The organism is Streptomyces sp. H51, from assembly GCF_035656535.1.
In the GTDB taxonomy this organism is placed as follows: domain Bacteria; phylum Actinomycetota; class Actinomycetes; order Streptomycetales; family Streptomycetaceae; genus Streptomyces.
This window is the reverse complement of record NZ_JAYMHD010000087.1, coordinates 12,508-32,161: the sequence shown is the minus strand read 5'-3', so window position 1 is coordinate 32,161 and position 19,654 is coordinate 12,508. Positions and strand designations below refer to the sequence as shown.

19 protein-coding genes are annotated in these 19,654 nt (G+C 71.5%); 11 read left to right on the top strand and 8 right to left on the bottom strand.

The window, feature by feature from the left end:
• The first annotated feature begins 260 nt into the window (after positions 1-260).
• From VKA29_RS33790 to VKA29_RS33775, 4 genes are all read left to right on the top strand, one after another.
• On the top strand, positions 261-1,538 hold the full coding sequence (locus VKA29_RS33790; protein ID WP_324789861.1) for an aspartate kinase: 1,278 nt from the start codon (positions 261-263) through the stop codon (positions 1,536-1,538).
• Positions 1,538-2,596, top strand: coding sequence for an aspartate-semialdehyde dehydrogenase (locus VKA29_RS33785; protein WP_324789860.1), 1,059 nt, complete (start codon positions 1,538-1,540; stop codon positions 2,594-2,596). Before VKA29_RS33790 ends, VKA29_RS33785 begins: the two co-directional genes overlap by 1 nt.
• 503 nt (positions 2,597-3,099) lie before the next feature.
• Positions 3,100-3,675, top strand: coding sequence for a SigE family RNA polymerase sigma factor (locus tag VKA29_RS33780; RefSeq protein WP_324790222.1), 576 nt, complete (start codon positions 3,100-3,102; stop codon positions 3,673-3,675).
• 113 nt (positions 3,676-3,788) lie between these two features.
• Entirely contained in the window at positions 3,789-4,829 is a 1,041-nt protein-coding gene (locus VKA29_RS33775) for a hypothetical protein (RefSeq protein ID WP_324789859.1), read from the top strand.
• A gap of 58 nt (positions 4,830-4,887) precedes the next feature.
• On the opposite strand, the gene VKA29_RS33770 is transcribed toward VKA29_RS33775, so the two are convergent.
• Positions 4,888-5,673: an SURF1 family protein gene (locus VKA29_RS33770; RefSeq protein WP_324789858.1), complete on the bottom strand. Its 786-nt coding sequence runs from the start codon at positions 5,671-5,673 to the stop codon at positions 4,888-4,890.
• A gap of 189 nt (positions 5,674-5,862) precedes the next feature.
• Here VKA29_RS33770 and VKA29_RS33765 point away from each other — a divergent pair, with 189 nt between their 5' ends.
• Positions 5,863-7,704, top strand: coding sequence for a prolyl oligopeptidase family serine peptidase (locus VKA29_RS33765; RefSeq protein ID WP_324789857.1), 1,842 nt, complete (start codon positions 5,863-5,865; stop codon positions 7,702-7,704).
• Between the two features lie 641 nt (positions 7,705-8,345).
• Here VKA29_RS33765 and VKA29_RS33760 read toward each other — a convergent pair.
• From VKA29_RS33760 to VKA29_RS33745, 4 genes are all read right to left on the bottom strand, one after another.
• Positions 8,346-10,238 carry an NAD-binding protein gene (locus VKA29_RS33760; RefSeq protein WP_324790221.1) on the bottom strand — a complete coding sequence of 631 codons (1,893 nt, stop codon included), beginning with the start codon at positions 10,236-10,238 and terminating at the stop codon, positions 8,346-8,348.
• 249 nt (positions 10,239-10,487) lie between these two features.
• On the bottom strand, positions 10,488-11,147 hold the full coding sequence (locus VKA29_RS33755) for a DUF305 domain-containing protein (RefSeq protein ID WP_324789856.1): 660 nt from the start codon (positions 11,145-11,147) through the stop codon (positions 10,488-10,490).
• A gap of 116 nt (positions 11,148-11,263) precedes the next feature.
• Positions 11,264-11,707 carry a DUF6153 family protein gene (locus tag VKA29_RS33750; protein ID WP_324789855.1) on the bottom strand — a complete coding sequence of 148 codons (444 nt, stop codon included), beginning with the start codon at positions 11,705-11,707 and terminating at the stop codon, positions 11,264-11,266.
• Between the two features lie 22 nt (positions 11,708-11,729).
• Complete coding sequence (locus tag VKA29_RS33745; RefSeq protein WP_324789854.1) at positions 11,730-12,110, bottom strand: transcriptional regulator; 381 nt, start codon at positions 12,108-12,110, stop codon at positions 11,730-11,732.
• A gap of 163 nt (positions 12,111-12,273) precedes the next feature.
• Here VKA29_RS33745 and VKA29_RS33740 point away from each other — a divergent pair, with 163 nt between their 5' ends.
• Both VKA29_RS33740 and VKA29_RS33735 read left to right on the top strand, forming a co-directional pair.
• Positions 12,274-13,308 carry a TerC family protein gene (locus VKA29_RS33740; RefSeq protein WP_324789853.1) on the top strand — a complete coding sequence of 345 codons (1,035 nt, stop codon included), beginning with the start codon at positions 12,274-12,276 and terminating at the stop codon, positions 13,306-13,308.
• Positions 13,309-13,447: 139 nt separating this feature from the next.
• The gene (locus VKA29_RS33735; protein WP_324790220.1) at positions 13,448-14,281 is read left to right on the top strand and encodes an alpha/beta hydrolase; all 834 of its coding nucleotides are present in this window, start codon (positions 13,448-13,450) and stop codon (positions 14,279-14,281) included.
• A 92-nt stretch (positions 14,282-14,373) separates the two neighbouring features.
• Here the strand turns inward: VKA29_RS33735 and VKA29_RS33730 are convergent, their stop codons facing one another.
• The 3 genes from VKA29_RS33730 to VKA29_RS33720 are packed head-to-tail and all read right to left on the bottom strand — an operon-like array spanning position 14,374 to position 15,652.
• Positions 14,374-14,595, bottom strand: coding sequence for a DUF397 domain-containing protein (locus VKA29_RS33730; RefSeq protein WP_420718628.1), 222 nt, complete (start codon positions 14,593-14,595; stop codon positions 14,374-14,376).
• A 48-nt stretch (positions 14,596-14,643) separates the two neighbouring features.
• Positions 14,644-14,775, bottom strand: a complete 132-nt coding sequence (locus tag VKA29_RS33725) for a DUF397 domain-containing protein (protein ID WP_324789852.1) — start codon at positions 14,773-14,775, stop codon at positions 14,644-14,646.
• Complete coding sequence (locus tag VKA29_RS33720) at positions 14,735-15,652, bottom strand: helix-turn-helix transcriptional regulator (RefSeq protein WP_324790218.1); 918 nt, start codon at positions 15,650-15,652, stop codon at positions 14,735-14,737. Before VKA29_RS33720 ends, VKA29_RS33725 begins: the two co-directional genes overlap by 41 nt.
• A gap of 128 nt (positions 15,653-15,780) precedes the next feature.
• Here VKA29_RS33720 and VKA29_RS33715 point away from each other — a divergent pair, with 128 nt between their 5' ends.
• The 4 genes from VKA29_RS33715 (at position 15,781) to VKA29_RS33700 (ending at position 19,604) form a co-directional block, all read left to right on the top strand.
• Positions 15,781-16,284, top strand: coding sequence for an ATP-binding protein (locus VKA29_RS33715; RefSeq protein WP_420718627.1), 504 nt, complete (start codon positions 15,781-15,783; stop codon positions 16,282-16,284).
• Between the two features lie 925 nt (positions 16,285-17,209).
• Positions 17,210-18,391, top strand: a complete 1,182-nt coding sequence (locus VKA29_RS33710; protein ID WP_324789851.1) for a hypothetical protein — start codon at positions 17,210-17,212, stop codon at positions 18,389-18,391.
• Positions 18,392-18,652: 261 nt separating this feature from the next.
• The gene (locus VKA29_RS33705) at positions 18,653-18,799 is read left to right on the top strand and encodes a hypothetical protein (RefSeq protein WP_324789850.1); all 147 of its coding nucleotides are present in this window, start codon (positions 18,653-18,655) and stop codon (positions 18,797-18,799) included.
• A gap of 19 nt (positions 18,800-18,818) precedes the next feature.
• Complete coding sequence (locus tag VKA29_RS33700; RefSeq protein ID WP_324789849.1) at positions 18,819-19,604, top strand: DUF2637 domain-containing protein; 786 nt, start codon at positions 18,819-18,821, stop codon at positions 19,602-19,604.
• The last annotated feature ends 50 nt before the right edge of the window (positions 19,605-19,654 follow it).

The window sequence follows — 19,654 nt, the reverse complement described above, 5'->3', positions numbered from 1 at the left end:
TATGCCCCGGGACCCGGCCGGCGACACGCCCCGGGACCCGGCCGGCGATATGCCCCGGGACCCGGCCGGCGACACGCCCCGGGACACGTTCTGCCGCGCGTCTTGTGACACGTCCCACTTCTTCGCGTGGCTCCCCTCCCTCCTGGGCATGTGCCCGTCCGGGACGGGCGACCGGATGTCTCACGATGCGATATCGAGGCAGGGAATTTCGGACGCTCGTTAGACTGAGCCGACAGAGGAAGACCTAGCGAGGAGCGCACGTGGGCCTTGTCGTGCAGAAGTACGGAGGCTCCTCCGTAGCCGATGCCGAGGGCATCAAGCGCGTCGCCAAGCGGATCGTGGAAGCGAAGAAGAACGGCCACCAGGTGGTCGTGGTCGTTTCCGCGATGGGCGACACGACGGACGAGCTGATCGATCTCGCCGAGCAGGTGTCGCCGATGCCTGCCGGGCGCGAGTTCGACATGCTGCTGACCGCGGGAGAGCGTATCTCCATGGCACTGCTGGCCATGGCGATCAAAAACCTGGGTCACGAGGCCCAGTCGTTCACCGGCAGCCAGGCGGGCGTCATCACCGACTCGGTCCACAACAAAGCCCGGATCATCGACGTCACGCCCGGCCGCATCCGCACGGCCCTCGACGAGGGCAACATCGCCATCGTCGCCGGCTTCCAGGGCGTGAGCGCGGACAAGAAGGACATCACCACGCTCGGCCGTGGCGGTTCCGACACCACCGCCGTCGCGCTCGCGGCCGCCCTCGACGCCGAGGTGTGCGAGATCTACACCGACGTCGACGGCGTGTTCACCGCCGACCCGCGCGTGGTGAAGAAGGCGAAGAAGATCGACTGGATCTCCTTCGAGGACATGCTGGAGCTCGCGGCCTCCGGATCCAAGGTGCTGCTCCACCGCTGTGTGGAGTACGCCCGCCGCTACAACATCCCGATCCACGTCCGCTCCTCCTTCAGCGGGCTCCAGGGCACGTGGGTCAGCAGCGAGCCGATCGAGCAAGGGGACAAGAAGGTGGAGCAGGCCATCATCTCCGGTGTCGCGCACGACACCTCCGAGGCCAAGATCACGGTCGTCGGTGTGCCGGACAAGCCGGGCGAGGCCGCCTCGATCTTCCGCGCGATCGCCGACGCCGAGATCAACATCGACATGGTCGTGCAGAACGTGTCCGCCGCCTCCACCGGCCTGACGGACATCTCCTTCACGCTGCCCAAGACCGAGGGCCGCAAGGCCATCGACGCGCTGAAGAAGGCGAAGACCGCGATCGGCTTCGACTCGCTGCGCTATGACGACCAGATCGGCAAGATCTCCCTGGTCGGCGCGGGCATGAAGACCAACCCGGGCGTCACCGCCTCCTTCTTCGAGGCGCTGTCCGACGCGGGCGTGAACATCGAGCTGATCTCGACATCCGAGATCCGTATCTCGGTGGTGACCCGCAAGGACGACGTGCCCGACGCCGTCCGCGCCGTGCACACCGCCTTCGGGCTCGACTCCGACAGCGACGAGGCCGTCGTCTACGGAGGCACGGGCCGCTGATGGCGCCGACCGGTAAGCCGACGCTCGCGGTCGTGGGAGCGACCGGGGCCGTCGGCACGGTCATGCTCGAGATCCTGTCCCAGCATGCGGACATCTGGGGCGAGATCCGTCTGGTCGCCTCGCCCCGCTCGGCCGGCCGCAAGCTGGCCGTGCGCGGCGAGCAGGTCGAGGTGGCCGCGCTCACCGAGGACGTCTTCGACGGCGTCGACGTCGCCATGTTCGACGTGCCGGACGAGGTCGCCGCGCGGTGGGCGCCGCTCGCCGCCGCCCGGGGCGCGGTGGTGGTCGACAACTCCGGCGCCTTCCGGATGGACGCCGACGTGCCGCTGGTCGTGCCCGAGGTCAATCCGCACGCGGTGCGCAGGCGCCCGCGCGGGATCATCGCCAACCCCAACTGCACGACCCTGTCGATGATCGTCGCCCTGGGCGCGCTGCACGCCGAGTTCGGGCTGCGCGAGCTGGTCGTCTCCTCGTACCAGGCGGTCAGCGGGGCCGGGCGGGCCGGGGTGGAGACACTGCGCCGGCAGCTCGCGCTGGTCGCCGGCACGGAACTGGGCACCAGCCCCGGGGACGTGCGGCGGGCCGTCGGCGACGACACCGGGCCCTTCCCGGAGCCGGTCGCGCTGAACGTCGTGCCGTGGGCCGGTTCGGTGCGCGCGGACGGCTGGTCGTCGGAGGAGATGAAGGTGCGGGACGAGACCCGCAAGATCCTCGGTCTGCCCGCCCTGCCGGTCGCGGTGACCTGTGTGCGGGTGCCGGTGATCACCACGCACTCGCTGACGGTGCACGCCCGTTTCGAGGCCGAGGTCACCGTCGACAAGGCGCGGGAGATCCTCGCCACCGCACCCGGGGTCGTCCTCTGCGACGATCCGGCCGCCGGGGAGTTCCCCACGCCGGCCGACGTCGTGGGCACCGACCCGACCTGGGTGGGCCGGGTCCGCCGGGCCCTCGACGACCCCACCGCGCTCGAACTCTTCGTTTGCGGCGACAATCTCCGCAAGGGGTCGGCGCTGAACACCGCGCAGATCGCGGAACTGGTGGCGGCCGAGCTGACGTGACGTCCGCTGGGCGGCACAACCGCGGTCCGCGCGGGTGCGGACGGGAAAAGTCCTGGCCATTCCGGAATCGGTTTGTAGGATCTGTGAGTTCGATGTGAGCCGGGCAGTGGTCCGGACCACTTGAAGTGGGAGCCCCCGGCGTCCGAAGATTTCCCTCCCCGCCCTTCGCAACCGCGCGAAGGGCGGGGAGCGTCTTTGCGAACGCCCTTCGGGGGTGCGGGATGCGTGGCCGGGCGTGGGGACGCCTGGGCCATTCAGGCTATAGGGGAAGAGCGGGTAGGCATGAGGGCGTTTGACGCACGGTCAGCCGTGCTGCCTGAAAACGGGCGGCCGATGGAGCCGCCCGAAGCGAAAGTGACGCTCGGCACGTACAACCCTCACGGGGGTGAACGTGTCCAACAGACGTGGCAGAGGTACTCGACATCCCCGCGGCGACGCACACCGCGGCCCTACGGCCGCCGCGGCGCCCCCTGCGGCCCCGGCCGGCCGGTGCGCCCGGCGGCATGCCGGTGATCGCCCGCATGCCCGCAGCGCGGCCCGCCCGCATCCCGAGTCAGCGTGACGGCGCCGACGACACCGTGGCGGCAGGTACCACCGTCGACCACCTCACCGAGACCTACCGGGCGCACTACCGCTCGCTGCTCGGTCTCGCGGCGCTCCTGCTCGACGACACCGCCTCCTGCGAGGACGTCGTGCAGGAGGCCTTCATCCGGGTGCACTCGGCGCGCAAGCGCGTCCGCGACCCGGAGAAGACGCTCGCCTACCTGCGGCAGACGGTCGTCAACCTGTCCCGCTCGGCCCTGCGCCGCCGCATCCTCGGCCTCAAGCTGCTGTCGAAGCCGATGCCGGACATGGCGAGCGCCGAGGAGGGCGCGTACGACCAGCTGGAGCGCGACTCCCTGATCAAGGCGATGAAGGGCCTGCAGCGCCGTCAGCGCGAGGTCCTGGTGCTGCGCTACTTCGCGGACATGACCGAGGCGCAGGTCGCCGAGACGCTCGGGATATCGCTCGGCTCGGTCAAGGCGTACGGCTCACGCGGCATCGCCGCCCTCCGTCTCGCGATGGAGGCGCCGGCATGAACCGCGACGGCCAGGGAGGCGGCTCCCACGAGCGCCACGAGCCCTACGCATGGCACGAGCCGACGGGGAAGCACCCTCACAACGACACGCAATCGCACGCTGGGAACGGAACTGTGAACGACGGCCCCGACGAACAGAGCCTGGACGGGCTCGACTCGGACGAGCTCGATCTGCGCAGCATGCTGCACCAGGCTGTGCAGGCGGTGGAGCCCCGCGACGGCACGCTGGAGCACCTGCGGCGGGCGGTGCCCGCACGCCGGGCACGCAAGCGGCAGGCCGCCGTCGGCATGGCCGCCGCGGCCCTGTTCATCGGCACGGCGGTGCCGGCCCTGGTGCACGTCTCCAACTCCACCGGGTCCGACGTCAACCCGTCCGTCGCGGGCCAGGCCTCGCAGGCGCAGGGCGGCGCCGGACAGGGCAAGAACCCCGACGACGGGCACAGCTCGGCCGGCGACGACTCCGGCAAGACCCCGGACAAGGACAAGGTCGGCGGCGGGGGCGACGGCAAGACCCAGGGCACCGGCAGCGGCGGCAGCAGCAGCGCCGGCGCCGACCCGGCGGCCACCGGCCCGGTGGACGCCCCGGTGTGCACGTCCGCCCAGCTCGGCGCCACCACCGACGCGGCCACCGCCCCCGACTCCACGGGCACGGTCTACGGCGGCTTCCGCGTGGTCAACGTCTCCGCCGCCGCCTGCACCGTCGACGGCCCCGGATCGGTCGGCGAGAGCGCGCTGGGCGCCGCGGACCCCACCCGGATCGGCACCGCCCGGCACGTGGCCGGGGACGCGGCGACGGGCCTGCCCGACCCGTCCACCGAGGCCGCCACGCTGGTGCTCCAGCCCGGCGCCGCCTACGCGGTGAAGTTCGCCTGGGTGCCCTCGGAGACCTGCCCCTCCGGCGGCTCCACCGGCGGCTCCACCGGCGCCCCCTCGCCCGAGCCGAGCCCCAGCCAGGACGTCGGCAGCACCTCCGGCGCCACGACCGGCGGCACGGACAGCGGCGTGTCGACCCAGCTCCTCACCGCGGACGGCCCGACGGACGGCAGCGTCGTGGTGACCCACACGGCGCAGGCCGGAGCGCCCTCGGTGTCGGCGACGGTGTCCGGCGCCTGCGCGGGGACGGTGTACTACACGGGGCTGCTGGCAGGTTCGTGACGCGGGACCCCGCGGTGCGGGGACCGTTCTCGATGCCGGTGCGGGAAGCGGGCGACGGTCACACCGTCACGCCCGCTTCCTCGTCCTCCGGGGCCAGCCCCATCGCCGCGTCCCGCGCGAAGTCCAGCTCGCGCCGCAGCAGCCGGAACCACATGAACACCACGAACCCGGCGAAGACGAACCACTCGCCGGTGTAGCCGAGGTTCTGGAACGCCTTCAGGTCCAGCCCCGTGCCGGACGGCGCCGTCGCCGGCACGGCCTTCATCCCGGAGTCCGCCGTGCGCAGGGTGACCCAGGCGTCGTACACGCCGTACGGCACCAGGTTCACCAGCGACGCCGAGCTGATCGCCGCGGTCTGCCCGGCCGGCAGGCCGCCCTGCGCGCTGACCCCGTTGTCGCCGGGCGTCTCGGACGCCTGCAGCGCGCCGGTGACGGTGACCTCGCCCTTCGGCGGGCGGGGCGCCCTGGCGGCGTCCGCGGCGCCGGGCAGCCAGCCCCGTACCACGGGCAGCGCCTTGCCGCCGTCGGTGCGCAGCATGGTCAGCACGTAGAAGCCCTGCCTGCCGTCCAGCTCGCGCCCCGGCACGAGCAGCTGCTCGCCGTACCGTCCGGTCGCGGTGGCCTGCTTGCCGGAGGTCGCCTTGGTCACCGGCAGCAGCTCGGCCAGCGGTCGGGGCGCCTCCCGCTCGGCCCGGGCGGCCTGCGTGGTCGCGTCCCGGTGGTCCTGTACCCGGTCCTCGAACCGGCTCAGCTGCCACGAACCCATGAAGACGCAGAAGGGGATGGCGAGCAGCACGAAGACGTTGATCCCCCACCAGCGGGGCGTCAGCAGAAACCGGTACACGCCTCCAACGGTACGGCTCGGCCGCGCCCGGCCGAACCGCGGGGTTCGCTGTCCTCCGGTCCCTTCCGGTGCCGTCCGGTTTCTTTCGGGACCGGTTCGGGACCGGTTCGGGTAAGTGATCGGTGCAAGTTGTCCACAGGCTGAGGATCGGACCAGCGAATTTCCGGGCCGGGCGGGCAGTATGGGGCCATGACTGAGAGCAACGGGTCGGCCGCGCCGGATCAGCGGGACCAGCAGGACCAGCAGGAACCGATCGAGCAGATGCCGGACTGGGAGAGGCGCTTCCGGGCGCCGCGGGTGTCGCTCCCGCACTGGGCGGAGGACGCGCCCGACCGGTCCCTGTTCGTGTCGAACGCGACGGGGACGTACGAGCTGTACGCCTGGGACCGCTCCACGGGCGAGCAGCGCCAGGTCACCGACCGTCCGAACGGCACGACGGACGGTGTGCTCTCCCCGGACGGCGCCTGGATCTGGTGGTTCGACGACAAGGACGGCGACGAGTTCGGCGTCTGGCGCAGGCAGCCGTTCACCGGCGGTGCCGACGAGCCCGCGACACCGGGCCTGGACGCCTCCTACCCCGCGGGCCTGGCCCTGGGCAGGGACGGCCGCACCGCGGTGGTCGGCCGCTCCACGGACGAGGACGGCACCACGATCCACCTGGCGCGCACGGGCGAGGCGCCGGTGCAGATCTACCGGCACCGCGAGTCGGCGGGCGTCGGCGACCTCTCCCACGACGGCACGCTGATCGCCGTCGAGCACACCGAGCACGGCGACGCGATGCACTCCGCGCTGCGCGTCCTGCGCCCCGACGGCACACCGGTCGCCGAGCTCGACGACACCAAGGGCGGCACCGAGGAACTGGGCCTGGAAGTGCTGGGCTTCGCGCCGGTCGCCGGTGACACCCGTCTGCTCGTCGGCCACCAGCGCCGGGGCCGCTGGGAGCCCCTGGTCTGGGACGTGGCCACCGGCGAGGAGACCGACCTGGTCCTGGAGCTGCCCGGTGACGTGAGCGCCGAGTGGTACCCGGACGGCACCGGGCTGCTCGTCGTCCACAGCTTCGAGGCGCGCAGCGAGATGTTCCGCTACGACCTGGCCGGCCGCGTGCTGGAGAAGGTCCCGACCCCGCCCGGTTCGGTGTCCGGGGCGACCGCCCGCCCCGACGGCAGCGTGGAGTACCTGTGGTCGTCGGCCGCCGAGCCGCCGACGGTCCGCTCGACCACGGGCCGGGTCGTCCTCGACCCGCCCGGCATGAAGTCGCCGGGCTCGGTGCCGGTGGAGGACGTGTGGGTGGAGGGCCCCGGCGGCCGCATCCACGCCCTGGTGCAGAAGCCGGCCGGCGCGACGGGCCCGCTGCCCACGGTCTTCGACATCCACGGCGGCCCGACCTGGCACGACAGCGACGCCTTCGCCGCCGCCCCGGCGGCCTGGGTCGACCACGGCTACGCGGTGGTCCGCGTCAACTACCGCGGTTCCACCGGCTACGGCCGCGCCTGGACCGACGCGCTGAAGCACCGCGTCGGCCTGATCGAGCTGGAGGACATCGCGGCGGTGCGGGAGTGGGCGGTGGACTCCGGCCTCGCCGACCCCTCCCGGCTGATCCTCACCGGCGGTTCCTGGGGCGGCTACCTCACCCTCCTCGGCCTCGGCGTCCAGCCCGACGCCTGGGCGCTGGGCATCGCCGCGGTGCCGGTCGCCGACTACGTCACGGCGTACCACGACGAGATGGAAGCGCTGAAGGCGATGGACCGCACCCTGCTGGGCGGCACCCCGGAAGAGGTCCCCGAGCGCTTCGAGGCGTCCTCCCCGCTCACCTACGTCGACCAGGTCAGGGCCCCGGTCTACATCTCGGCCGGCGTCAACGACCCGCGCTGCCCGATCCGCCAGATCGAGAACTACGTCAAGCGCCTGGAGGCCCGCGGCGCGGTCCACGAGGTGTACCGCTACGACGCCGGCCACGGCTCACTGGTGGTGGACGAGCGCATCAAGCAGGTACGCCTGGAGCTGGAGTTCGCGGAACGCCACCTGAAGTGACCCGAGCCCGGGGACGCGGGACGACGCGCCGACCCGATGGGCCGACCCGCGCCACCGACCCGCGCCACCGACCCGCGCGGTCCGGCAGCCGTCACACGCCGACAGCGGCGACTGCCGGCCCCGCGGGCGGGCGGGCGAGGCCACGCCTCCGGCCGCTTCGAGGAGCGCCCGGCCGCCCGGCCGCGCGCCCGCCGGGTCGCCCACGGCCGCACGGAGCGGCCGTGGGCGAGGCGCGAGCGGGCCGGCCGTCGCCACGTGCCGCCGACGGCGGTGACCGCCTGCCCTTCCTGCACCCTCCGGCACACTCCGGCCCGCTCCGGCCCCTCTCCGGTGGGCGAAGCCACGCGTTCGGGCGCTCGGGGCAGGGCCCGAGCGTCGAGCGGCGCGGGGCGGCGGGGGAGTGCGGCCGACGACGTGATCGGGGGCGCTGGTCCGCGCGCGGAATTCGTTCGGGGCCGGTGCGTCGGCCGTGGGCGCGACCCGCGCGGGTCGGCCGGTGCCGGGCGGTGGCGACTGCCGGACCCTCGGGCGGGTGAGGCTGCGTGCGTTCGGCGGATGCGGGCGGGGCCCGGCCGTCGGGCCGCGCAGGGCGGCCGGGGCGCGGGCCGGTGCGGCGGCCGGGGCGGGTGCGGGGTGTCCGTTCACGGCCGGTGTCTGGGGGTGGTGGTCGCCGGTGGGGTGCGTTCCGGTGGGCGTCGGCCCAGGAGTTCCGCCAGTCCACGGCGGGTGGCGGCCAGCACCACCCGGTCCGTGCCGTGCAGGACGTAGGTGTCGGGCAGGTCCCACACCAGCCCCGACGCCCCCGGCCCGCGCACGTCCTCGTACGCCTCCTCGGCCGCGGGTTCGTCCCGGCGGCCGCCGGAGACGGCCGTGTCCAGCGCCAGCACCCGCCAGGCCCCGGCCCGGAACGCCTGCGCGACCGTCTTCCCCTCCAACTGCGGGTGCCCGGCCACGTCCACGGCCGCGAACAGCAGCACCCGCCGTTCGACCGGGATGGCCCCGAGGATCTGCCGCCCCATCATCGCGGCGGCGAAAGCGGGCGCCGCCAGGTGGGACACGCTGCGGCTGCGGGTGGACGCCCGCGGATGGGCGGCCCGCAGGGTGCGGTACACGGCGGTCGCGAAGTCGTCGTCGTACAGCCGGAGCACGACGCGCAGGTCGGGCCGCACGGACCGGGCGTACAGCGCGGCCTCCAGGTTCGTGGTGTCGGAACTGGTCACCGAGAGCAGCGCGTGCGCCCGGTGGATCTTGGCGGCCTCCAGGACGCCCTCCTGCGTGACGTCCCCCAGCACCACCGGCACCCGCAGCCGCCGTGCCGTCGCCAGGCCCCGCGCCTCGGGGTCGGCCTCGACGCACACCACGGGGATCTGCAGTTCCCGCAGCCGGGTCAGCACCCGCGTGCCGATCTTCCCCAGCCCGAGCAGCACCACGTGCCCGCCGAGCCCGCGCGGCGGTTTGCGCAGCGCGGACGTGGTCCGGAAGGTGCCCAGCGCCTCGAGCACCGCGGCCAGCAGCACCGGCAGCAGCAGCAACCCGACCAGTCCGGAAAGCAGTTGCAGGATCTTCCGCCCGACGGACTGGCCGATGGCCGGATCGTCTATGGCGAACAGGTCCAGCAGGGTCAGGTAGCCCGCGGTCAGCGGATGTATCCCGGTCACCACCGACAGCGCCACCGCGAGCGCGACCACGCACCCCACGAGCCCCGCCAGCGACCACCGCAGCCGCCGCGAGAACAGCGACGCGAACGGCACCGCGCCGCGCGCGGGCGGCAGCGGCGGCCCGGCGTACGCCACCTGTTGCAGCACGACGGTCCCGCGTCCGGTCGCGTCCCGCACCTCCGCCGCGTCGGGCAGCAGCCGCGGCCCCTGCTCCTCGCCGCTCTCGCCGCCTTCCGCGGACAGCAGCGCCAGCGTGGCCAGCCCCGGATCGGCCGCCTGCCCGGGCCCCGGCGGCTGCCGTTCCACGGCCCGCAGCAGCAGCCCGTCGGTCTGTACGACCTTGCTGGTGCCGGCGACGGCGGTGGCGACCAGCGCGGGCGCCGCCGTGTCGGCGTCGGACAGCACGGTGGTCGACGCGTCGCCATGGGCGTCACGGGCGGCCAACGCGGCTGCCTGGTCAAGGAGTTCCTCGATGTGCTGCCCCAACCGCCGGTTGTAGAGCCGCAGTACGAGCCGCAGCCTGGGGTTGAGGCGCCGGGCGGTGAGGGCGGCACGGATGTTGGTCTCGTCGTCGTCGTACACCAGCGCCAGCGCGGCGGCCCGTTCCACGCCCGCCTCGCCCAGCGCGGCCTCGGTCGGCTCGGTGGCCTCCACGACGCGCTCGCCGTCGCCGGGTTCGCCGTTGCCGCCGGCCCGGTTCACGGCCGCGCTCACCCGGTCCAGCAGCGCGGCCGTCGTCGCCCGCGCCCGCCCCACCACCCGCTGCCGTGCACCGCGTTCGGGGGACGGCACGACCAGCGTCACCTGCTCGCCGTAGACACCCCTGAGTTCGGCGGCCAGCCGGTGCGCCAGCCCGTCGTCCCCGCACACCACCATGTGCGCGCCGGCGTCCGCGCTCGGCCCACCCTGATTCGGAACGCTCCCCACGAGCAGACAGACTGCCTTACCGGCAGGGCAGGTTCCACCGGCACCGGGCCGGTCCGCTGAACGGCCGCCGCCGCCCGGCCGTACCGACAGGTGGCCGGAGGTCACGGGCACGCACACCGCGGAACGCACCCGTGACCCCGTCGACGCCGACGCCGATGCCGACACCCATGCCGACGCCGACGCCTGCGTCCGTCGCCGTCAGCTCTTGCCGAGCATCTTGTTCATCTCGGCGATCTCGGCCTTCTGCGTGGTGATGATGTCGTCGGCCATGGCGGTGGCGGCGCCGTAACGGCCCTTGTCCTTCTCGGCGGTCGCCATCGTGACCGCGCCCTCGTGGTGCTCCACCATCATGGTCAGGAACATGGTGTCGAAGGACTTGCCGGACATGCCGCGCAGCTTGTCCATGTCGTCGGTGTTCATCATGCCGGGCATGGAACCGTGCGTCATGCCGGGCATCGCGGACATGGAGTGGCCGGAGGCGGGCACCTCCTCGCCCCAGGACTTCAGCCACCCGGTCATGGTGGTGATCTCCGGCCCCTGCGCCTTCTCGATGCGCGCGGCGAGGTCCTTGACCTGGGCGGAGGAGGCCCGGTCGGCGGCGAGTCCCGCCATCTCGATGGCCTGCTGGTGGTGCGGGATCATGCCCTGCGCGAAGGCGACGTCCTGGGCGTTGTGCGCCCCGGTGGTGGCCTGACCGCTGCTCCGGGCGGCGGAGTGGCCGGTGGAGTGACCGGCGGACTGGTCGGAAGCGCTGCTGCTGCCGCATGCGGAGAGCGCGAGCGCGGCGATGGCGCCGGCCGCGATCAGCGCGACGCGGCGGGTGCGGGTGCGGACGGAGCCGCGGGGGGTTGCGGACATGGGTGAACTCCTGCGGAAGTGGAAGCGGTCGGAGTCGGTTGAGCCGTGCCGGAGCGCCGGGGCGGCCGCACGATGGCGGGGCCGCCGCAGGATGCCGGGACGGCGCAGGGCGCGCTCTATATCCGCAGGACTTGGAGTTCGGCGAGGGACGGCGGGGCGCGCCCGCCGTCCGGGTCCGTCGCCGCGCGGGGGCGCGGGACGTCGGCGTGCGCGGCGGCCGCGGTGCGGTCGGGCGCGAGCGAGGGCGCCCCCGGCCCCGTACTCACGGCCCCCGACGCGCAGGTCGGGTCCGCGTGCTGCACATGGCATCCGCCGCAGGAGCCGCCCTGGGCGTGCTCACCGGACAAGAGGACGGCGTCCGCCATGCCCATGCCCATGCCTACGCCCGTGCCCATGCCGCGAGCGTGCGTCCCCACCGCCTGAGCCTGCCGCGGTGCGAGACCGGCGGGCGCCAGCGCGTGCATGCCGAGCAGCCCCGCCAGCAGCCCGAGCACGAGCAGCCCCCGCCACCGCCGCGGGGGCGGGCACGTGGACTGCCGAGCGGCACGGGGACTGGTCATCGGCCCCATCGTAGGAGGGGGGTCAGGAGCGGCGCGCGTCTCCCTGACCCGTACGGGCGGCGGTACCGGCCTCGGAGAGGCTCACCGGTGCCGCCGGGGCGTCCTCGCGGTGCAGGAAGGTGGCCAGGAGTTCGCCGACGGGGCGGTCCGCTTCAGTGGGGTGGCGCAGGCCGACGGTGGGGTCGATGGTGTAGCGGTTGCGGCGGCCGACGCGGGTGCGGGTGAGGTATCCGGCCGCTTCGAGGTCGGCGACGATCAGCTGCACGGCGCGTTCGGTGATGCCGATCAGGCCGGCCACGTCCCGCAGGCGGGATTCGGGGTCGCGGGCGAGCGTGATCAGGACGCGGGCGTGGTTGGTCAGGAACGTCCACTGGTCGCCGCGCGGGCTGGAGGGCTGGCTCATGGCCTTCATCATACGAAGCCGACTTCGCATGACCAACATCATTTCACGAAAAATGATTGCCGAAAAAAATTTCACGTAAATCTTGACGGGAATCGGTCGGCCGGGCGACGCTGAAAACACCCCTCCCCCTCCCTCCCGACCTGCTCAAGGAACTCGATCAACCATGACTGGTCTGTCCTTCGCCGTCCCGCTGTGGGTGTGGGCCGCGGTCACGCTCGTCATCGCCGTCATGCTCGCCGTCGACCTCATCGCCCACCGCGACAACCACGTGATCGGCTTCAGGGAGGCGGCCGTCTGGTCCGCGGTGTGGATCGCCATCGGCCTCGCCTTCGGCCTGGTCCTCCTCCTGTGGCAGGGCGGAGAGGCGTCCTCCACCTACTACGCCGGCTACCTGATCGAGAAGGCGCTGTCCATCGACAACGTCTTCGTCTTCGCGCTGGTCTTCTCCTTCTTCGCCGTTCCGGACGCCTACCAGCACAAGGTCCTGTTCTGGGGCGTCATCGGCGCCCTCGCGTTCCGGCTGGTGTTCATCTTCGTCGGCGCCGAACTGCTCCAGCTGTTCTTCTGGACCGCCTACCTGTTCGGCGCGTTCCTGATCTGGACCGGCTACAAGATGGCCGTCTCCAAGGACGCGGAAGTCCACCCCGAGCGCAACCCCGTCGTCCGCCTGGTCAAGAAGCTCGTCCCCACCGATCCGCGGTACCACGGCGGCCGCTTCTTCACGACGATCAGCGGACGTCGCGTGGCCACGCTGCTGTTCGTGGCGCTGGTCGCGATCGAGGCCACCGACCTGATCTTCGCCGTCGACTCCGTCGCCGCCGTCCTGGCCATCACGACCAACACCTTCATCGTGTGGACCGCCAACGCCTTCGCCGTCCTCGGCCTGCGCAGCCTGTACTTCTGCCTCGCCGGACTCCTGCGCCGCTTCACCTACCTGCACTACGGGCTCGCGGTCCTGCTCGCCTTCGCCGGCGTCAAGCTCATCCTGTCCGAGACCCCCGTCGGCAAGCTGCCCGTCCCGCTGACCCTCGGCGTCATCGTCGTCACCATCACCGTCTCCATCGGCTGGTCCCTGATCGCCACCCGCGGCCGCAAGGGCGACACCGCGCCCCCCGCCGACCGGGCCCCTGCTGATGCCGATGCCGATGCCGATGCCGATGCCGAGGCCGCCCCGGCCGCCCGCCACCCCTTCGATTGATTGACTGCAACTCAATTGCGCACAACTAAATAGGGTGCTACCTTTCCTGGTGTCGCACCACCAGCACAACGCACCGCACCAGGTCAGAGCGGACAAGGGCCGCACCACCGCACGCACACCGAAAGGCAGCGACACCACCATGGGCTTCATCACCGTCGGCCAGGAGAACTCCACCCCGATCGACCTCTACTACGAGGACCACGGCACCGGCCGGCCGGTCGTGCTGATCCACGGCTACCCGCTCGACGGCCACTCCTGGGAGAAGCAGGCGGCCGCCCTCCTCGACGCCGGCTACCGCGTCATCACCTACGACCGGCGCGGCTTCGGCCGCTCCAGCCGGCCCACCACCGGCTACGACTACGACACCTTCGCCGCCGACCTCCACACCGTCCTGGAGACCCTCGACCTCAACGACGCCGTCCTCGTCGGCTTCTCCATGGGCACCGGTGAGGTCGGCCGCTACCTGGGCACCTACGGCTCCGCCCGGATCGCCAAGGCCGCCTTCCTCGCCTCCCTGGAGCCGTTCCTGCTCAAGACCGACGACAACCCCGAAGGCGTCGACGGCAGCGTGTTCGAGGGCATCGAGCAGGCCGTCACCGCGGACCGCTACGCCTACTTCACCGCGTTCTACCAGGACTTCTACAACCTGGACGAGAACCTCGGCACCCGGATCAGCGAGGAGGCGGTCCGCAACAGTTGGAACGTCGCCGCCGGCGCCTCCTGGTACGCCTCGCTGGCCTGCGTGTCGACCTGGACCACCGACTTCCGCGCCGACATCGCCAAGATCGACGTACCGGCCCTGATCCTGCACGGCAACGCCGACCGCATCCTGCCGATCGAGGCGACCGCGGAGCCGTTCCACCGCGCGCTTCCGCAGGCCGACTACACCGTGATCGAGGGCGCCCCGCACGGCCTGCTGTGGACCCACGCCCAGGAGGTCACCGACGCCCTGCTCGCCTTCCTGGCCAAGTGACGAGCCGGTCCTCGCTCACCACACGGTGAGCCCGTGAACCCCACGCACCCCGCCACCGCTCCCGCGATGGCGGGGTGCGCGTCGCATGTACCTCAGGGGCGGTGGCCTCCGGCCTTCAACTCGTCCATGAACACGGCCCAGGAGGCGGCGGCGAAACACAGCGCCGGGCCGTGCGGCGCCTTGCTGTCACGGACGGGGACGACGGCCTCCCGGAATCCGTCGGCCACCTCCACGCAGTCGCCGCCCTCCTGATTGCTGTAACTGCTCTTGCGCCAGGCGGCGCCGGTCAGATCGGGAAGGGAGATTCGTGCCACCAAAGTTGCCCTCCATCGTGGACCGGATCATGTCGAGGGACATGAGGGTCAGGGCTGCCGCCCGGCCTTCAACTCGCCTATGAACACGGCCCAGGAGGCGGCGTCGAAGCACAGCGCCGGGCTGTGCGGCACCTTGCTGTCACGGACGGGGACGACGGCCTCCCGGAATCCGTCGGCCACCTCCACGCAGTCGCCGCCCGCCTGATTGCTGTAGCTGCTCTTGCGCCAGGCGACGTCGGTCAGATCGGGAAGGGAGATTCGCGCCACGGTAGTTGGCCTCCATCGTGGACCGGATCATGTCGAGGGACATGAGCGGGGGCAGGGCTGCCGTCCTCAGCCGATCGTAAATCACCTTGTAGCGACTGACGTTGTCCGGTTCTTCAATGAGTTGGCCGTAGTCCGAGCCCTCGGTGTAGGCCACTTCTGAACGGTCCGGCAGGGTCAGGACAGTCAGCGAGCCGCCCATGGCCTCATGACCGCCTTGGTCGAACGGCAGTACCTGCACGGTGATATGTCGTTCCTCAGCGGCATCGAGCAGTCGCGCCAACTGTTTCCGCATCACGGCATGACCGCCGATTGGCCGCCTCAGCACCGCCTCGTCGAGGATGACCGACAACTCCGGGCGGCCGGGCGAACTCAGCCTCTCCTGCCGTCCCATACGGACTGATACGCGCTCCTCCAACTGCTCTTCGCCGTCCAGCAGCGCATCCAGGCCGAGAACGGCGCGGGCGTAGTCCTCCGTCTGTAAAAGGCCCGGCACCACGTGAGCCGCGTACTGCCGCACGACGACCGCCCGCTCCGAGTACTCGATGAACTTCCGTGACCAGTCCGGGAACGCCTCCCGGTACACGTACGGCCACAGCTCGACCAGCAGGTTGTCGGCGCCGAGCGCGGCGTCCAGGGCACGCGCCAGCTCCAGCGTGGGCTTCGCTCCGGAGGCCCGTTCGATCTGGGTGATCCGGGTACTCACGACGTGTGTCTTCGCGCCGAGTTCGGCCTGGGTCAGTCCGGCCGCCGTACGGAGCCGGCGGACCCGCGCGCCGAACAGGGCGGCCATGGACGCGCTGGGGTCAATTCCGTTGGCCAAAGCGTCACTTCCGTTCCTTATGGCCTGAAAGGTAAGCCTGTGTCACCTGTTGAGCGTAGGGCGATCGTACGACCCTTGAGTACGGAACGTGACGATCCGTGCACGCACGGGACGTTTGGCTCGACAGGAACAAGGACGGACAGGCCGCGCTGACGACAACGACCACCCCGGCGGAGGACCCCCGGCGGACGACGGAGTTCGCCGAGCGGTTCGCGTGCTCACCGCGAGGCGCGCGACTCGCCCGACGGCTCGCCGTCCGGCGAATGGAGGAGTGGGGGCACCCGCCGGAGGGCGATCTGTCGTGCGCGGTCGCGCTGGTCGTCGGCGAACTCGCCGCGAACGCCGTGCGGCACGGCCGGGTCCCCGGGCACGACTTCGGCCTCCGGGTCACGCTGGACGGGGCCGCGGGCCTGGTCCGCGTCGAGGTGTCGGACGCGGCCTCCGGCAAGCGGCCGCCGACGGCGCCGCCCTCGTCGTACTCCGAGGACGAGTCGGGCCGGGGGCTGCTGCTGGTGGACGTCCTGTCCGTGCGCTGGGGCTCGACGCCCCGCCGACCGGTGGGCAAGACGGTGTGGGCGGAGTTGGCCGTCGAGGCCGGATGACATGTCGTGCCGGGAGCTCGACAGCCTCGGGTCGGGGGCCGGGGGCTGTCCGGTGGTTCCCGCGGCGCGGGGGGCGGGAACCGCCAGCGCCGCCAGGCGTGTAGTCCGCGATGAGCTGCTCCCACGTGGCGAAGTCCGGAGAGTCGTGCCCGATCGACTCCCTGAAGTGGGAGAAGGCGGTGGGCCGCGAGACCGCGAGTCCGACGAGGGCCGGGTCGATGGCGTCCACCAGCGCGAGCATGGCCGTTCGTACGTTGTCGGCGACCGTGCCCCCACCGACCTGGTTCGTGAGGGTGCGCAGGCGGTCCAGTACGCGCGTCATCCGGTGGGCAAGCCGCGCGATGAACTGGTCGAAACCGCCGAAGTGGTTGTGCGGCATGCCCTTCGCGCAGCCCGCCTCGGTCGTCACCGCCTGCTCGTCAAGGCGTTCGGACCGCCCTTGGCCAGTACTCGCTCGGCTGCGGCGAACAGCAGCTCCCGGACCTTGGGTGTGGCCACTCCACGGGCTGCCATGACAGGTCTCCTGACGTGGTGAACGACTCGGCGGCCGGTGACGAGTGCTGCCCGCTCGCCGATATGGGCGTGCGCCCATCTTGGGAGCGGTGAAGCGCGGGACCGGACTGTCTGGCGCGCGCATGAACGCCTTGCCAGTTTGGGCGAACGCCCATACTCTGCACGCCAGCGACAGGAATCCGGACGAGCGCTGGAGGGGAACGTGCACCGTATCGGTGTCTGTGAGGAGTTCTGGGCCCGGAGACTGCCGCGTTCGCTCGCGGTACTCGCGTTATCGGCTCTATTCATGACCTCGTGCGGCGGTGGTGGAGCACGGACATCCGATGCTCACCCCGCCACCCCCTCAGTCGGTGGCCGGCAGGCAGCGTCCTCTCGGCCTCCCCTGACCTTTGAGAAGCACGACCCTCCTCTGGTGTTCCAACAGAGCGGCACTCTGGGGCTCGGCATCGGCAACAACTCCATCCCTGGAATCGTCTGCTTGGACGATGACGGCATTTACGCCCTCGACGATCGGGGCGTCACGCTTCTGGATCTCACCCACCCCGGCGCGACCGGAACCGGTAGGGCTCCGAAGGTGGCCGACCTGCGTTGCGTGAACACCTCCGTGGAAGACGAAGGCGAGAAACCGGTGCCTTCCACGCTGTTACCCGCGGCCGACACCCCGCAGGGACCAGTCGTGCTGGCGGCCTCCAACAAGACCATCGAGGGCGCGGGTACCACACCGGACGCCTACCAAGGCGTACTCAGGGCGGTCGCATGGGGCACCGGAGCGCCGGCATGGCAGGTCACCTGGCCGTACAAGGGCGAAGCCGGAGGCTACGAACGCTCTGGGGTCGTCGGGGTCGCGGAGAGCGCCACGGCCGTCGTTGTCCTGGGCGGAGCCGAGCAAGTGCCCACTACTTTTGGGATCGACCTGGCCTCGCACAAAGTGGTCTGGCAGAAGTACGGCTTCGAGGCCCAAGTGATCGACGGCTCCGTGGTGGTGGGCCGCTCCACGGACGATGGCTACTGGGACGACGACGGGCTGGAGTCGATGGACAGCACACTGCTCGGTCTCGACGCCGCCACCGGCAGGCAGCGTTGGTCGGCGCTCGCCGGCTCCACGGCGCTGCACTCGCGACTCCTTGCGCCCGACAGGATCTGGACGACCACCAGCGACCCGGACGGCTCCACCACGGAGACCGTGCTGTCCACGGACGAGGGACGGGACGTCGGGCTGCCCGGCATCGGAGGGGAGAACCGCACAACACTGTCCTGCCTGTACGACGGCAGAAGCGTGCTGGTGTGCAGTGCCTCGACGCTCAAGGGATATGAGCTCTCCGCCATCGACACACGCACCGGGAAGCGGCTTTGGGTGCTGGGTGGGCCGGACGACACCTCGGGCCGCAAAGTCCCCGGCCTGGCAGCGGCATGGCACGGCGCCGTCTACTGCTCACTGGGCGCGGACGACGAGACCCGCGAAGGGATCGTCCTCGACGCCAGGACCGGCGAGGGCCTGGAGACCACGCCCGGCGCCGTTCCCCGACTGGTGAACGCCTATGGCGGGTTGGTGGCCGAAGGCGCCCAGCCGGGCTTCTATCCGGCGGCCCGGTAGCAATCGGTTCTCGGCCGGAAACTCCAACTGCCGGGGTCCTCACCCGTCCATCGGGCCGAACGCCCAGGTGCGCGCGGGCGGGGAGACCGGAGCGGTCGTGGTGAATGAACGACACGTCTTATGATGAAAATCTCTCATTGGTGATTTCCCGCCCGATGTCACTCTTTTGCCGCGCATCTGGAGCACAGGCAGCCGCGTTAGCGGGACATGACGAAAGTGAGTCCCCACGGCCTGCCTCACCGCGGAACGAGGCAGGGAGACGTGGCCGACGCCGGTGCGTGGACCGAGCTTCCGGTCGTCGACTCGCTGCTCAGCGAGTTCCTGACGCTGCTGGAGGCGGCCCAGAAGGAGCTCCACGAGCGGTGGAACGTCCAGAAGGACTCAGGTCGGCACACAGACCGCGCGTAAACGGGGCTGGTTTTTTTCCATGGAACACGACTATGCCGATCCCTCCTTCCCACGGCGGGAACGGTATTCCGATGACTATGCGTACGCGGGCACCTATGAGTCGGACACCGCCTGGCCCGGCCGTCCCGGCGACACCCTGCACCCGGGGATGTCGCTGGTGCCCCCGGACTCGGGCTGGGACCCGGTCGAGGAACTCGCGTACCTGCTGCAGGAGGCGGTGCCGGGGGAGCAGCCGGCCGGCGCGCCACCTCCGCGCAACGACTCCGCACCGGACGGCGACTTCGCCGACCCGATGCAGAACCTGGCCAAGATCACGGCTCAGTTGCCGCCGATCCGGCGTCCGTCCGCCGGACACCGCAGGACGCGGGACCGGAAGAGCGGCCGGGCGAGGCTGCTGCAGACCGGCAGCCTGCTGATCGTCGCCGTCGTCGCCGTCATCGTGGCGGTGGTCGACGTCCTCGGCGCGGTCGCCTCCTACGGCCCGCTGCAGAGCATCACGGCCGACGCGAAGGGCGGGACGGTGTCCTGGTGGCCGCTCCTGGTGTACGGGCCCTGGACGGTGGCCTCGCTCTCCATCCTGCGCACCGCCCTGCACCGGCGCCGCGCGCTGCACTCGTGGCTGATCGTGCTGCTGTTCTCGTCCGTGGCGATGATGCTGTGCGTGGCCCAGGCGGACCGGACGTTCACCGGAGTCGCCGGAGCGGCCCTGCCCGCGCTCGCGTCGCTGGCGTGCTTCCAGCAACTCGTCCGGCAGGTCACGCTGACGCTCCCACCGCGCCAGCGCACGCCCCGCCACCGCCAGTAATGATCGCGAATGGCACCGATCCTTTCCGTGACAGGCCCGTGTTCGGTCAT

Bases quoted from the DNA above. Each gene is read 5' to 3' on its own strand.
- VKA29_RS33745 (WP_324789854.1), bottom strand. From the start codon at position 12,110: ATGAGCCAGCCCTCCAGCCCGCGCGGCGACCAGTGGACGTTCCTGACC.
- VKA29_RS33740 (WP_324789853.1), top strand. From the start codon at position 12,274: ATGACTGGTCTGTCCTTCGCCGTCCCGCTGTGGGTGTGGGCCGCGGTC.
- VKA29_RS33765 (WP_324789857.1), top strand. From the start codon at position 5,863: ATGACTGAGAGCAACGGGTCGGCCGCGCCGGATCAGCGGGACCAGCAG.
- VKA29_RS33755 (WP_324789856.1), bottom strand. From the start codon at position 11,147: ATGTCCGCAACCCCCCGCGGCTCCGTCCGCACCCGCACCCGCCGCGTC.
- VKA29_RS33760 (WP_324790221.1), bottom strand. From the start codon at position 10,238: ATGGTGGTGTGCGGGGACGACGGGCTGGCGCACCGGCTGGCCGCCGAA.
- VKA29_RS33735 (WP_324790220.1), top strand. From the start codon at position 13,448: ATGGGCTTCATCACCGTCGGCCAGGAGAACTCCACCCCGATCGACCTC.
- VKA29_RS33700 (WP_324789849.1), top strand. From the start codon at position 18,819: ATGGAACACGACTATGCCGATCCCTCCTTCCCACGGCGGGAACGGTAT.
- VKA29_RS33720 (WP_324790218.1), bottom strand. From the start codon at position 15,652: ATGGCCGCCCTGTTCGGCGCGCGGGTCCGCCGGCTCCGTACGGCGGCC.
- VKA29_RS33785 (WP_324789860.1), top strand. From the start codon at position 1,538: ATGGCGCCGACCGGTAAGCCGACGCTCGCGGTCGTGGGAGCGACCGGG.
- VKA29_RS33750 (WP_324789855.1), bottom strand. From the start codon at position 11,707: ATGACCAGTCCCCGTGCCGCTCGGCAGTCCACGTGCCCGCCCCCGCGG.
- VKA29_RS33780 (WP_324790222.1), top strand. From the start codon at position 3,100: ATGCCGGTGATCGCCCGCATGCCCGCAGCGCGGCCCGCCCGCATCCCG.